The sequence below is a fragment of the Mesorhizobium sp. ES1-3 genome, assembly GCF_020164795.1.
Classification (GTDB): Bacteria; Pseudomonadota; Alphaproteobacteria; order Rhizobiales; family Rhizobiaceae; genus Mesorhizobium.
The window spans coordinates 175,907-187,517 of sequence record NZ_JAIUGW010000009.1 but is presented as its reverse complement, the minus strand read 5'-3'; the positions used below and the strand labels follow the sequence as shown (position 1 = coordinate 187,517).

The 11,611-nt window shown below is 60.8% G+C and carries 16 protein-coding genes and 1 tRNA gene; 10 read left to right on the top strand and 7 right to left on the bottom strand.

Annotated features, from left to right (window positions below; translation table 11 throughout):
- Positions 1-709: 709 nt before the first annotated feature.
- The gene (locus tag LB536_RS15325; protein WP_181178246.1) at positions 710-1,078 is read right to left on the bottom strand and encodes a helix-turn-helix domain-containing protein; all 369 of its coding nucleotides are present in this window, start codon (positions 1,076-1,078) and stop codon (positions 710-712) included.
- A gap of 540 nt (positions 1,079-1,618) precedes the next feature.
- Between LB536_RS15325 and LB536_RS15320 the strand changes: the two genes are divergently transcribed.
- Positions 1,619-1,705: transfer RNA gene (locus LB536_RS15320), tRNA-Leu, on the top strand.
- 147 nt (positions 1,706-1,852) lie between these two features.
- Here the strand turns inward: LB536_RS15320 and LB536_RS15315 are convergent.
- From LB536_RS15315 to LB536_RS15300, 4 genes are all read right to left on the bottom strand, one after another.
- The gene (locus tag LB536_RS15315) at positions 1,853-2,608 is read right to left on the bottom strand and encodes a DUF4239 domain-containing protein (protein ID WP_140755062.1); all 756 of its coding nucleotides are present in this window, start codon (positions 2,606-2,608) and stop codon (positions 1,853-1,855) included.
- Positions 2,609-2,640: 32 nt separating this feature from the next.
- Entirely contained in the window at positions 2,641-2,856 is a 216-nt protein-coding gene (locus tag LB536_RS15310) for a hypothetical protein (protein WP_140812844.1), read from the bottom strand.
- Entirely contained in the window at positions 2,853-3,368 is a 516-nt protein-coding gene (locus LB536_RS15305) for a carbonic anhydrase (protein ID WP_224593893.1), read from the bottom strand. The genes LB536_RS15310 and LB536_RS15305 overlap by 4 nt, the downstream gene beginning before the upstream one ends.
- Positions 3,369-3,743: 375 nt before the next feature.
- The gene (locus LB536_RS15300) at positions 3,744-4,031 is read right to left on the bottom strand and encodes a PilZ domain-containing protein (protein WP_140755068.1); all 288 of its coding nucleotides are present in this window, start codon (positions 4,029-4,031) and stop codon (positions 3,744-3,746) included.
- A 211-nt stretch (positions 4,032-4,242) separates the two neighbouring features.
- Between LB536_RS15300 and LB536_RS15295 the strand changes: the two genes are divergently transcribed.
- Positions 4,243-4,782, top strand: coding sequence for a DnaJ domain-containing protein (locus LB536_RS15295; protein WP_224593891.1), 540 nt, complete (start codon positions 4,243-4,245; stop codon positions 4,780-4,782).
- A 22-nt stretch (positions 4,783-4,804) separates the two neighbouring features.
- Here the strand turns inward: LB536_RS15295 and LB536_RS15290 are convergent, their stop codons facing one another.
- A complete protein-coding gene (locus tag LB536_RS15290; protein ID WP_140755072.1) occupies positions 4,805-5,383 on the bottom strand; it encodes an NUDIX domain-containing protein in 579 nt (192 codons plus the stop codon).
- A gap of 157 nt (positions 5,384-5,540) precedes the next feature.
- Between LB536_RS15290 and LB536_RS15285 the strand changes: the two genes are divergently transcribed.
- The 4 genes from LB536_RS15285 (at position 5,541) to LB536_RS15270 (ending at position 7,743) form a co-directional block, all read left to right on the top strand.
- The gene (locus tag LB536_RS15285) at positions 5,541-6,644 is read left to right on the top strand and encodes an NADH:flavin oxidoreductase/NADH oxidase (RefSeq protein ID WP_140755074.1); all 1,104 of its coding nucleotides are present in this window, start codon (positions 5,541-5,543) and stop codon (positions 6,642-6,644) included.
- 134 nt (positions 6,645-6,778) lie between these two features.
- Positions 6,779-7,096 (top strand): SH3 domain-containing protein, encoded by a 318-nt coding sequence (locus LB536_RS15280; RefSeq protein ID WP_224593889.1) that lies wholly within the window; start codon positions 6,779-6,781, stop codon positions 7,094-7,096.
- A gap of 100 nt (positions 7,097-7,196) precedes the next feature.
- Positions 7,197-7,475 (top strand): DUF982 domain-containing protein, encoded by a 279-nt coding sequence (locus LB536_RS15275; protein ID WP_032935880.1) that lies wholly within the window; start codon positions 7,197-7,199, stop codon positions 7,473-7,475.
- Between the two features lie 28 nt (positions 7,476-7,503).
- Positions 7,504-7,743 (top strand): DUF2188 domain-containing protein, encoded by a 240-nt coding sequence (locus tag LB536_RS15270; protein WP_027145493.1) that lies wholly within the window; start codon positions 7,504-7,506, stop codon positions 7,741-7,743.
- A 72-nt stretch (positions 7,744-7,815) separates the two neighbouring features.
- Here the strand turns inward: LB536_RS15270 and LB536_RS15265 are convergent, their stop codons facing one another.
- A complete protein-coding gene (locus LB536_RS15265; protein ID WP_224593886.1) occupies positions 7,816-8,100 on the bottom strand; it encodes a hypothetical protein in 285 nt (94 codons plus the stop codon).
- Positions 8,101-8,552: 452 nt separating this feature from the next.
- On the opposite strand from LB536_RS15265, the gene LB536_RS15260 reads away from it, so the two are divergent.
- The 4 genes from LB536_RS15260 to LB536_RS15245 all read left to right on the top strand — a co-directional run bounded on the left by LB536_RS15260 (position 8,553) and on the right by LB536_RS15245 (position 11,526).
- Positions 8,553-9,296 (top strand): competence/damage-inducible protein A, encoded by a 744-nt coding sequence (locus LB536_RS15260; protein ID WP_224593884.1) that lies wholly within the window; start codon positions 8,553-8,555, stop codon positions 9,294-9,296.
- A gap of 81 nt (positions 9,297-9,377) precedes the next feature.
- Positions 9,378-10,211, top strand: coding sequence for a universal stress protein (locus LB536_RS15255; protein WP_224593881.1), 834 nt, complete (start codon positions 9,378-9,380; stop codon positions 10,209-10,211).
- Positions 10,212-10,327: 116 nt separating this feature from the next.
- Entirely contained in the window at positions 10,328-10,828 is a 501-nt protein-coding gene (gene gpt, locus LB536_RS15250; RefSeq protein WP_140755086.1) for a xanthine phosphoribosyltransferase, read from the top strand.
- Positions 10,829-11,037: 209 nt separating this feature from the next.
- Positions 11,038-11,526 carry an NUDIX hydrolase gene (locus LB536_RS15245; RefSeq protein WP_224593877.1) on the top strand — a complete coding sequence of 163 codons (489 nt, stop codon included), beginning with the start codon at positions 11,038-11,040 and terminating at the stop codon, positions 11,524-11,526.
- Positions 11,527-11,611 lie beyond the last annotated feature (85 nt).

Below are 11,611 nucleotides of genomic sequence, written 5' to 3'. Positions count from 1 at the left end.
GACTCCTGTTTGCCTGACTGTGCCAAGCCGGCGGTGTTTTGACCAGCGAGGAAGAATGGATTTGCCTGGTGATCGCCGGATTACTCGGGTTTCACGTCGACTTCGACCTTGGCGTCGCCGGCTGAAATCCGCTCGGCAAATGTCGGCTGGGCCGTGGGCGTGGGCGTCGACTACGCGCTGACCGACAAAGTTCGTCGTCGGCGCGCAATATCGCTATTGCGATTTCGGCTCGGAGAACCACGAGGCGCCGGCCCTCCTCAACGACCGCGATCACAGCGTGCAACTGAACACGGTCGGCATCAATCTCAGCTACGAGTTCTGAGTATCGCCCACGGGTGACGTTCACGGGCCAAGCGCAAGCGCCTGCAGCTATACTTGTTGGAAAGGGCGGCCGGCGCCCCCAAGTGGGCGGGGGGATGGGTTGGGCTTGAGAGGCGCCGGCCTTAGGCGGATCAGATCCGCCACCCAGATATTTATCGATGCTCGCGGCGCGGATAATTCCGCGATCGCACCAGTATCCCTACGCCACCTCCTCTGGGTTGCGGTTCGGCCACCGCAGAACACGACTTGACGGGCTTTGTCTGGCGTCTGAAAAGGGCTGGCCTGCGGACGTGGCGGAATTGGTAGACGCAAGGGACTGAAAATCCCACACACACCCGTTACACTAGCGAAGACATCCCTCTAGCGGCCTGATTTTGATTTCGTGCCGCTATCCTTCCATTTGCTGCTGCATTTGGCGGATGAGCCGTCCAGTATCAGAATGCAGAGCCCTCAGTTTGGTCAATTGCTCCGAAAATGCGTCCATTGGGCTTTCAAAATCGTCTTCCGCAGGCCCGATACCGATGCCGTGGAGCAGCCACGATAGGCTTACACCGAGGAGTCCGGTGATATTGAATAGCCGGTGTGAACTTGGTTGCGAACGATCGCTCTCCCAAGCATTGATTGTCGACATATTGACACTCAATTGCCATGCAAGCTCTTTGACACTCAGACCGCTCGCATCACGGGCCCTCGAAAGGCGCCCGCCGAAGGTGTCGAAATCCGGGGACTGTTCAAAAATATTCGTGGTGTCGGACACCCGATCTACCTCCTGTTTGGTTGATTTTGTCATTGGATTGCATCGGCCATCAACGATGACGCAGTTCCCCAAACATGGACGATGGCCACTCAGACCACAACCCGCAGTTGGGCGAATAAACTGCATACTATTGAAATCATTGAAGGATAATCGATACGGGAGCCCCGGTTCTCCGAGATCCTCAACTCTCGACGGGACTGGTTCACGCCAACCCTCACGAGTTGGATCATCTGGGCGAACAAGGCCAACAACCCCGTTTGCAATGCCGCTCACCAAACGGGTGCAAGTGGTTCAAAAGCGCCGCCGCAACAGGCCAGACCACCATTCGCTACGCCAAGCTGGCTTCCTAACGATCCGGTTAACTTGGTGAAGTTCCTAGCTAGACTAGAGCCAGAAGGCAAAAGGCGCAGGGCGCCTGAAAATCTAATGCGTAGCCTTACCTAGACAGTCGCAGGAAATATTTGGCGCCGCAATCACTGGCACCCGGGTCGAGCTTGAACTTGTGACATGGGCTGTGACATACCGGTGGAACGGTGACTTGCGGGCGTGGCGAAACTGGTAACCGCACAGGACTTAAAATCCTGCGTCCTCAGTGACTTACGGGTTCGACCCCCGTCGCCCGCACCACCGCAAATGAGACTTGAAATCCCTCGATCTCTGATCGTACGGGTTCGATTCCCGTCGTCCGCACCAGCAAAAATCTTCAAATTTGTTGGATTTGCTCTGTTGAACCGCCGCAACGTCATTTAGCCCGGCGCGGCTACCGGCTGCGGATCACTGCTGTAACTCGGATAGTGCCCTCTCCAGCGGAGCCATCGAGATCTGGATCGGGCCGGAAAAGGCCACGTCCATATCGAAGATCAGATAGATCGCCCCGGCAACCAAAGCCGCCGACACCAGGTAGGTCGAAATGGTGATCGTATTGCGTGGCGCCCTGAAGCCGAAGCTGGCGAAGATCAGCACCAGCCAGGTAACCAGGAGCGTGATCAGAGGCACTGGAATCGTGCCCTCCGACTGCTCGATCAGCACCCAGCGCAGTTCCAGCACTTTCTGCAAATGCTGGCGGGCATCCTGCACAATGAAGCCATGCGCGTCGTCGGGCGGCGCCAGCGCACTCAGCCGGGTGCCGATTTCCGCCAGCAACTGCTCAGAGAGCCGGTTGGCGGCGACCAGCGTCTCGCTGGTCGGCGAGGCATCGCCCGCCACCCGCTGCAAGTAGACGACCAGCGGCTGGCGTACCGTGTCGGTTTGCGGGCCATATTGCCGCAAGGTCCTGTCGAGCAGGATCAACTCGGTCGCGTAGGCGTGGACATTGTGGTCGATCGATTCAAAGGTGTTCTTGGCCGAATTGATCATCAGCCCGAGCATCAGCGAGGTCATGACCCCGAACAGGTTCGCGGCGTGCCGAACCACGGTGCTAGTGTCGTCGTCACGATGTTTGGCCAGCAGTTTTGGCCATATAGCCGTGCTGGCAAGCGCGGCCGTAGTCAGGCACAGGAAGATTGCCGTTGCGATGAAAGCTTCGCGCATGCCACTCATTCCGATGGGCAATGGCAAGATCGTCAGTTGATGACCGCCATCACGATTCCGGCGCGTCCTTGCGCCTTGCCGGACGCCTGCTGGAGGGGCGGGTTGACGCGCACCGCCTCGCGGCCCGCCGCGATAGTTCTGTCGACCTGTTCGGGCTTCGACCTAAGCCGGGTCGGAATAGCGTTGAGGCCAGACGCCAACGCATCGAGATCCCCCGAGCCTTCGATCTCGATGACGGGGAGTGTCATTCGATGTAGGTCACCGCACCCGTTTGCAGATCATAGATCGCCGCGACTATCTTCAGCTTCCCCGCCTTAATGAGACCGGCTAACACCTTGCTCGAGGCCGCAAGGCGCCTCGCGGTCCTCCGCGCGCTCTCCTTGGCAGTGTTGTCGACGAAATCGCCCGCTGCGCTCCGCATTGCTATCGCCGCGGGCAGGATCGGTTCGATCATCGGGCCGATCGCGCCAGGATAGGTCGCGTTCTTGGTGACCACGTCGCACGCCGCCTTCACGGCACCGCAGTTTGTGTGCGCCAGAACCACGATCAAGGGTGAGCCGAGCACCGCTGCCCCGTATTCGACGGTACCGAGCGTCGCAGTGTCGACAAGGTTGCCGGCATTGCGGGCGACGAACAATTCTCCAACGCCGTGACCGCCGAAAATCAGCTCCGGAGGAACGCGACTGTCGGCGCAACTGATGATCGTGGCCCAGGGCGCCTGATGTGCGGCGACGGCGTTTCGCTGCGCGGCAAGGTCCATCGAGCAGAGTTCCGGGTGACTGACGTAGCTTTCGTTGCCGGATTTTAGCGCAGCGAGCGCTTCATCGAGGCTTAGCGCGGTCGCCGCGCCTTGTGCCGCGCGCGCCGACCACGTGGCCCCACCAAGGCCGAATGCGACGAGTCCCGCGCCGACTTTGAGGAACTCCCTCCGGCCGACCCCTGTACCATCACAGGTGCTGCACATTCTTAGCCCTCGCCCATTGTTCTCCGAAGAATATGCGCTCGCTCTAATATATAGGCAAGCGATTGGCGATAAGGTCAGGATCGAAGAGAGGAGGCCAGGATGCAGGAACGACGAAAGCCACCGCAATGCAGTGCATCGGCGCGCCCCTGAAATCAGGCCGGCTTGCCCTTATCATCTAACCTTCAGCGAGAAATTGCCGTGGATTTGGATGCCTAGCCGCTCGCCTTTTCTCCACCGCACTTCCGCTCGATAAGTCGCACCGTCCAACGGCACGCGCAGCCGGAAGCTATCCGGCACTTTTGCCCCCACAGCGACACGCAACTCAGCGCCGTGCTCATGCTGATTTCTGACGGCGCAGCCTATTTCGCCATCCTGCGTGATTATGAACGCATCCTTCAAAACCACTTCTCTCAAGTGACTTCGACGCTCGATTGGTGGCTCAGAGGATTTGTCGGTCATGGTAAGCTGCCTCCAACGAGCTAATGCTATCAGACTAAAGTCTGCGATGCAGGACGCAAAGGTCTTACGTTTTCGCTTAAGTTCCGTTCTTGTCCTTTGTCCGTTCTTTGTATTAGCAAATCATGAAATATTCAGCTCTATAATCATCGTCGGCCTTGCCCCGGAACTGTGGCGGGGAGAGCCGAGAATACACGGCATGGGAAGGCCCGGTATGTTCATCGACTTCTACGAAATGCTCGAAATCAGTCCGAATGCCAATTCGGAAACGATAGAGCGCATTTTTCGTCATTTTGCCATGCGCTACCATCCCGACAACCAGGTCACCGGCAACGAGTCACGCTTCAGCGATATCCTGGAGGCTCACAACACGCTCAAGGATCCGGTCAAGCGTGCGCAATACGATATTCAATACAAGGCTCATTTGAACCTCCGGGCCGAGCTGACCGATCAGGCGAGCAACAGCAAGAACCTCGATCGAGATTCCGCCTTTCAAGCCAAAGTGCTCTCACTGCTTTATGCAAAACGCCGACAGGACGTCAACAATCCTGGCATTGGCGACGATGAACTCGAACGAATGTCAGGCTGTCCGCGTGAGCACCTCGAGTTTCACCTGTGGTATCTAAAAGCGAAGGGCTGGATCGCCAGAACAGAAAACGGCACGTTCGCCATCACCGTCGAAGGCATCGATCGCGTTAATTCCGAACATCATCGCGACGCAGCCACCACCCGCCTGTTGGATCATGCGGGCTGAATTGGAATTCCTTGGTCTCCGATCAAGCTGCCATCGGATTAAGCTTCAGATGCTGGATCAGAATGATGGTCTTGGCATCGACGATGCGGCCGTCGGCGATGCCGGCCAGCGCTTCGTCGAGCGGCATTTCCAGAACCTCGATGTCCTCGCCCTCCTCTGGAGCGCCGCCGCCGGCCGAAATGCGGTCGGCGGGCGAATAGCGGGCGATGAAGAACCAGAGCCGCTCGGTGACGCTGCCCGGACTCATGTAGGGTGAAAACAGCCGCTCGATCCTGTTCAACCGGTAACCCAGTTCTTCCTCGGCTTCCTTGCGGATGGCGGTTTCCGGATCGTTTTCGTCCAGCAATCCGGCACAGGCCTCGATCAGCGGTTCGCGGTGGCCAGTGACATAAGCGGGATAGCGGAACTGGCGCACCAGAAGCACGGTCGAACGCTGGGGGTCGTAGGGCAGGATCACCGCGCCGTCGCCGCGATCATAGGTCTGGCGAATCTGCGTCTCCCATTGTCCGTCACGCCGGCGATAGTCGAGCACGGTCTTCTTCAGAACCGCCCAGTCGTCGGAGAGAATCTCTTCCGAGCGGATACGAACGCGGTCTTCCATCTGACACCTCGAAGCTTGCTGGCGAACGCAGGCGTAGCCGCGAACCGGTACAGGCGCAATCGGGCCAGCGATTGGTGCAGCGCCCTTCACTGTCTCGTGTGTGGTATGGAAGGGTGCCATTGCCTAAATAGCGCATTCCCCTCCCCGGAGTTTCTTCATGACGACATCGCTTTTCCAGCCGATCACACTCGATGGCCTCACCTTTCCCAACCGCATCGCCGTGGCGCCGATGTGCCAGTATTCCGCCGAGGACGGGTCGGCCAGCGACTGGCATCTCTACCACTGGATGAACCTGGCCATGTCCGGCGCCGGCATGGTCACGGTGGAGATGACCGATGTCGAGCGGCGCGGACGCATCAGCCATGGCTGTCTCGGCCTCTATTCCGAAGACAATGAAGCAGCCGCGCGCCGCGCGCTGGACGCGGCCCGGCGCGTGGCCGCACCCGGCACGAAGTTCGGCACGCAACTGGCGCATGCTGGCCGCAAGGCCTCGAACCGCAAGCCCTGGGAAGGTGGCGGCCCATTGCAGCCAAACGAGGATCCCTGGCAGACCGTCTCGGCCTCGGCCATCGCCTACGACACCGGCTGGAACGTGCCGCACGCCCTGGACGACGAGGAAGTCCTGCAGCTCATCGAGCGGTTCGCGGAAGCCGCAAGGCGGGCCGAACGTGCCGGATTCGACTTCATCGAACTGCATGCGGCGCATGGCTACCTGATCTTCCAGTTCCTGTCGCCGCTGTCCAACCAGCGCACGGATCGCTGGGGCGGCTCGCTGGAAAACCGGATGCGTCTTGTCGTCGAGATCGCCAGGGCGGTGAAGAAAGCAGTGCCAAGGCTGATGCTCGGCGCACGGCTGTCGGTGAAGGACTGGGTCGATGGCGGCTTTGACGTCGAGGACGCGATCGAGGTGGCGAAAGCGCTGAAGGCCGAAGGCATCGCCTATCTCTGCTGCTCGAGCGGCGGCAATTCGCCATTGCAGAAATTGCCCACCGGGCCGGGCTATCAGGTGCATCTGGCGGAAGCCGTACGCAAGGGCGCCGGCATTCCAACCCGTGCGGTCGGCCTGATCGACGACCCGAAACAGGCCGAGGCTGTTATCGCCGAAGGTCGCGCCGACATGGTGGCGCTGGCGCGCGCCTTCCTCGCCGATCCGCGCTGGGGATGGCGTGCGGCGGCCACCTTCAGCGAAAAGATCCATCCGGCGCCGCAGCTCGCCCGCTCGGTGACGACGATGGAACATTGGATGAAGGCGGCGAGCTGATCGCCGTTCTCCCGAGACCAGCGCGCTCCTGCTTGTGGTCCCGGACGGTTTGCCAACGGCCCGCTTCAATTCTGGCCGCGAACTGCTACGCTGAGTGAGGCTGCGGCGGGCGCGGCCGGGCTTGGGAGGTAATCATGTCGTTCAGGGCATTCTTGCCGGCTGCGGCACTCGTGGCCGTGGCCGGATTTTGGCTCGGCTCTTCGACGCCGACCGTCGGGCAGTATTGCGAGGGTACGGTGTACGGCCTCTCCGGCCGCTACGATCTGGCGACCGGCAGCGGCTTTCTCGCCGTGCGCACACGGCCAAACTCGTCCTCACGGATGATCGGGCAGTTGTTCAACGGCGATCATACGGAGATCTTCGACCGGCGCGGCAACTGGTATCAGGTCGAAATCGGCGGCGGCACCGGCTGGGCGAATGCGCGCTGGCTACGCAACGACTGCGGCTACTGAGACGCCAATGCATTTAGTGCGCGCCGCGGAAGCGACGCGACCTTTGGGCGCAGACCAAAGGCCATTTTTGCAACCAAATTGGCTGCTTTGCGTTGCGGCCATGATGGACAACAAGCCTTTTGAAACACCCGTCGTGGTCGAGCTTGGTCATGTCGGCAAATATCGCCATATCCGCTCGACCCAGGAGGCAGCGGAGTGCCTGATGACTGTGTGGCCGCTCAATCGCGGGCCTCGTCATCGTGATGCCCTCGACACTTGCCTCAAAGTGCTGGAAGGTTATCGTTCGACAGCGGAAGCGCGCCGGGCACTGATCGAGGCCGCCAGGGAATCGGAAGTGCTGGTTCCCGACGACAAGCTGCCCGACGACCGGTTGCATTGAGCAGGCGGACCTTTAACTGGAGGTTTTGATGGCGAAGCTGACTTACAAGATCGTCGAGCATGACGGTGGCTGGGCCTACAAGGTCGGCTCAACCTTTTCGGAGACATTTCCCACCCATCAGGACGCGTTGCGCGCCGCCGAGATCGCTTCGGCCGAACAACAGGTGGCGGGTTCCACCGATGGCATCCAGTATGAGGACGCCGAGGGCAAATGGCACGAGGAACTCGCCGATGGCCGCGACCGGCCTCAGACCGAAATCTCGGATTGATATCCAGCCATGCGCCAGCGCCGGACGCCAGGAGAGATGGCGTCCGCCGGCCGGCGGCAAGCTTGCGACCAGCTATTTGCCGCAATACTGATCGTTGACGTTGCCTTGAGCATTCGCATCAGGGCCTGGCGTGGTCGAGGCACAAGGTCCGGCCGGACCAGGATTGCCGAGGGTGTTCAGTCCGGAGCCATCGCCGTTAATACTGCCGGTGGTAGTCCGGTCAATGGCAGAGGAATCCTCATTGCCGAACAGCCACCAACTGTGATGGTTGGGATAGGTATCGTCCGACGACTGGGCCATCGCCGATGTGGCGAGACCGATCGTCAGGACGGATGCTGCGAAAAGTTTCCTATACATTGAATTTACTCCGTATCTTGATCTTGGCCGCCTTGGGATGCGACACGGGGTAAACCTGACCGTCAGCCGAATGGTTCCCTGAAATTCTCGTGAAGTGGCGGTGATGCCGGGGTGACAAAAGCGCTCGCCGCCATGCGCTCGATGAAGGCGACGACTTGTTCAGGCGCGGCGAATTGCAGCATCCGTCATCACCGGATCCGAGCCGCGCACCTTATCCGCCCGCGATGCCGCCGCAAGGATGGCAAAAAACGGACTGACTTCGCGGGGGCGGTCGTTGATCGTACCCCGCGTCCCGAGAACAATCGGAAAGAGGCTTCTCCCGTCCTGGTCAAGCTACGCCAGCCACCGTAATCCAGGCGATATCCGTGTATGCTGGATCGTTCGCCGTTTGGGCGGCATTGCCGCCGCCCGTCGGTCGCGCTATTCAGACGGGCCGTCTGCCGGAGCCTTCCATGCCTGAAATCGTCACTGCCGCCATGCTTGTCATCGGCGATGAGATTCTGTCCGGCCGCACCAAGGACAAGAACATCGGCCACCTCGCCGATATCATGACGGCGATCGGCATCGATCTGAAGGAGGTGCGCATTGTTCCCGACGAGGAAGACGAGATCGTCGCGGCGGTGAATGCCGTGCGCGCACGCTATACCTATGTGTTCACAACCGGCGGCATCGGCCCGACACATGACGACATCACAGCCGATTCGATCGCCAAGGCGTTCGGCGTGCCTTGTGAATACGATGCCAAGGCCTATGCCCTGCTGGAGGCAAGCTATGCCGCACGCGGCATCGAATACACGGAGGCTCGCAAACGCATGGCGCGAATGCCGCGCGGCGCCGACCATATCGACAACCCGGTGTCCGTGGCGCCCGGTTTCCGCATCGGCAACGTCCATGTCATGGCCGGCGTGCCCTCGATCTTCCAGGCCATGCTCGACAATGTCGTCCCGACGCTGAGAGCCGGCAGCAAAATGCTGTCGGCCACGGTGCACTGCCCGTTCGGCGAGGGCCTTGTCGGCGGGCCATTGGGCGAGATCCAGAAAGCGCACCCGGATACGATCATCGGCTCCTACCCCAAATATGGCGACGGCAAATTCTGGACTGAACTGGTGGTTCGTGCCCGCAGCGCCGATGCGCTCGAGGCCGCGCGCGCCGACGTCGAGGCCATGGTGGCTGGCTTCGCCGGCAAGACGAGCTGATCCGGCCGGGCCGGAACCAAGAACGACGCCGCAACGTTTCCCTGCCGCGAGGCTCGTCACTCGCAAGGTTGAGGGATCATCATGCGTTTCAAGACCATCGTTGCCATTCTGCAGAACGAACAGGACGCCGAGCGGGTGCTCGACTGCGCCATCCCGCTTGCCAGCCGCTTCGAGAGCCATCTGATCGGCATTCATGCCGAGGCGCTCCCGGTGCCCTACACGTCGGCGACGGGTTTTCCCGATACGGAGTTCCTGCAGGTTTCCGCCGACATGAACCGGGAACGGGCCGAAAAACTCCAGGTTTTCTTCCTGAGGTGCATCGAGGATTCCGGCCTCTCCTTCGAATGGCGGAGCTTCGAGAGCTTCTCCGGCGACAGCGCGCTGACCGGCATTTCGAGCGTGCGCGCCGCCGATCTCATCATCGCCGCCCAACGCGAGACCGGCGGCGATCCGAGCGCAGACGTCGATACGCTGGTCTACGATGCCGGCCGGCCGGTGCTGGTGGTGCCGCATGCCGGTCCTCTCGTCACCACCTTCAAACGCGTTCTGCTCGCCTGGAACGGCAGCAAGGAGGCCGCCCGCGCCGCCTTTGATGCCCTGCCCTTCATCATCGAGGCCGAGAAAACCGACATACTGGTCATCGATCCACCCGATACGCTCGACGAAAGCCCGGAGGCCGCGGGCGCCGAAATAGCGTCGGCCCTGTCGCGCCACGGCGCCACCGTCAGTGTCTCGGTGCAGAAATCGGGCGGCACCTCGGTCGACGACATGATCCAGAACAGAATCGCGGAGACCGGCGCCGATCTCCTGGTGCTTGGCGCCTATAGCCACTCCTGGCTGCGCCAGCTTCTGTTCGGCGGGGTGACGCGCACGGTGCTGCGCACGGCGCAGGTAGCGGCCTTCCTGTCGCGATAAGTCCACAGCGATCGCTACCAGCCACCCTTGCCAAGCCCGGTGGTTTCCAGTTAATTCCGCGCGCATTCCCCTGTTTTCTTGCACGCGGCCCTCGCGTGCCGCGGAGTGCGCGAAAAATGTCCCTTCCCGAAAAAGCCTTTCCGGTCTCCTGGGACCAGTTCCATCGCGATGCCCGCGCGCTTGCCTGGCGGCTTGCCGGCACCAGCAAAGGCCAGTGGAAGGCTATCGTCTGCATCACGCGCGGTGGCCTGGTTCCGGCGGCGATCATCTCGCGCGAACTCGGCATCCGCGTCATCGAGACGGTCTGCGTCGCCTCCTATCACGACTACACCAGCCAGGGACAATTGCAGGTGCTGAAGGAGATCACGCCGGCCTTGCTGTCCGACGATGGCGCCGGCGTGCTGATCATCGACGACCTGACCGACACCGGAAAGACCGCCGGCATCGTGCGGGCAATGATGCCCAAGGCCCATTTCGCGACCGTCTACGCCAAGCCCAAGGGCCGGCCGCTGGTCGATACTTTCGTCACCGAGGTCAGCCAGGACACTTGGATCTATTTTCCCTGGGACATGGGCTTCACCTATCAGAAGCCGATCGCCGACGATCACGCCGGCTGATTCGCGGCAAGCCGTTTTTACCAATCAAGCCAGCGCCGACGACAATATTTGCTTGCGCGGACTGACCCGCCGACAAGATATCCTGCGAAATCGACCCTTGTTGACGGGAATCAGCCAGCGTGACCGAAGTTTTTACTTTTATTGGTCACAATTAGCCGTAAGATTCATGAGACGGCAAACGATTCTGGAGGCTGGGGCTAGCTTCTTCGATGTTGACAGGGCCAACGACGCGCAACCACCTTGCTGAAAGGGTCCGGAGACTCTTCGGCACGGCGCCGTGCCGTCTGCAGGTTGCCGCCCTGCCCTGGCGCGATGTCGGGAACGGCGTCGAGGTCATGCTGATCACTAGCCGCGATACTGGCCGCTGGGTGTTGCCGAAAGGCTGGCCGGAAGCCAAGGAGCCGCTCTGCGAAGCCGCCGCGCGCGAGGCCGCCGAAGAAGCCGGTTTGCGCGGCAACGTCTCTCATCTCGAAGCCGGCCGCTATTTCTATGCCAAGGTTCTGGCTTCGGGCGAAGAAGTGCCTTGCGAGGTGCTGGTGTTTCCGCTGCATGTCGACAAGATCGCCGACCGCTGGAAGGAAAAAAATTCCCGCACACGCAGGTGGGTCAGTTCCAGCGAGGCCGTGCGCATGGTCAATGAGCCCGACCTCTGTCAGATCATCGCCTATTTCTGCGCCGACCCGCGCAGGTTCTCCTGAGCGCACGTGTATCGCGGCAGATTCACAACTATGTGATGCACCGCGTGTGAATGGTTTGCTAATTTTTCTTCGATAGAAATGGGCC

Bases quoted from the DNA above. Each gene is read 5' to 3' on its own strand.
- LB536_RS15315 (WP_140755062.1), bottom strand. From the start codon at position 2,608: ATGCGCGAAGCTTTCATCGCAACGGCAATCTTCCTGTGCCTGACTACG.
- LB536_RS15310 (WP_140812844.1), bottom strand. From the start codon at position 2,856: ATGACACTCCCCGTCATCGAGATCGAAGGCTCGGGGGATCTCGATGCG.
- LB536_RS15305 (WP_224593893.1), bottom strand. From the start codon at position 3,368: ATGGACCTTGCCGCGCAGCGAAACGCCGTCGCCGCACATCAGGCGCCC.
- LB536_RS15300 (WP_140755068.1), bottom strand. From the start codon at position 4,031: ATGACCGACAAATCCTCTGAGCCACCAATCGAGCGTCGAAGTCACTTG.
- LB536_RS15295 (WP_224593891.1), top strand. From the start codon at position 4,243: ATGTTCATCGACTTCTACGAAATGCTCGAAATCAGTCCGAATGCCAAT.
- LB536_RS15290 (WP_140755072.1), bottom strand. From the start codon at position 5,383: ATGGAAGACCGCGTTCGTATCCGCTCGGAAGAGATTCTCTCCGACGAC.
- LB536_RS15285 (WP_140755074.1), top strand. From the start codon at position 5,541: ATGACGACATCGCTTTTCCAGCCGATCACACTCGATGGCCTCACCTTT.
- LB536_RS15280 (WP_224593889.1), top strand. From the start codon at position 6,779: ATGTCGTTCAGGGCATTCTTGCCGGCTGCGGCACTCGTGGCCGTGGCC.
- LB536_RS15275 (WP_032935880.1), top strand. From the start codon at position 7,197: ATGATGGACAACAAGCCTTTTGAAACACCCGTCGTGGTCGAGCTTGGT.
- LB536_RS15270 (WP_027145493.1), top strand. From the start codon at position 7,504: ATGGCGAAGCTGACTTACAAGATCGTCGAGCATGACGGTGGCTGGGCC.
- LB536_RS15265 (WP_224593886.1), bottom strand. From the start codon at position 8,100: ATGTATAGGAAACTTTTCGCAGCATCCGTCCTGACGATCGGTCTCGCC.
- LB536_RS15260 (WP_224593884.1), top strand. From the start codon at position 8,553: ATGCCTGAAATCGTCACTGCCGCCATGCTTGTCATCGGCGATGAGATT.
- LB536_RS15255 (WP_224593881.1), top strand. From the start codon at position 9,378: ATGCGTTTCAAGACCATCGTTGCCATTCTGCAGAACGAACAGGACGCC.
- gpt (WP_140755086.1), top strand. From the start codon at position 10,328: ATGTCCCTTCCCGAAAAAGCCTTTCCGGTCTCCTGGGACCAGTTCCAT.
- LB536_RS15245 (WP_224593877.1), top strand. From the start codon at position 11,038: ATGTTGACAGGGCCAACGACGCGCAACCACCTTGCTGAAAGGGTCCGG.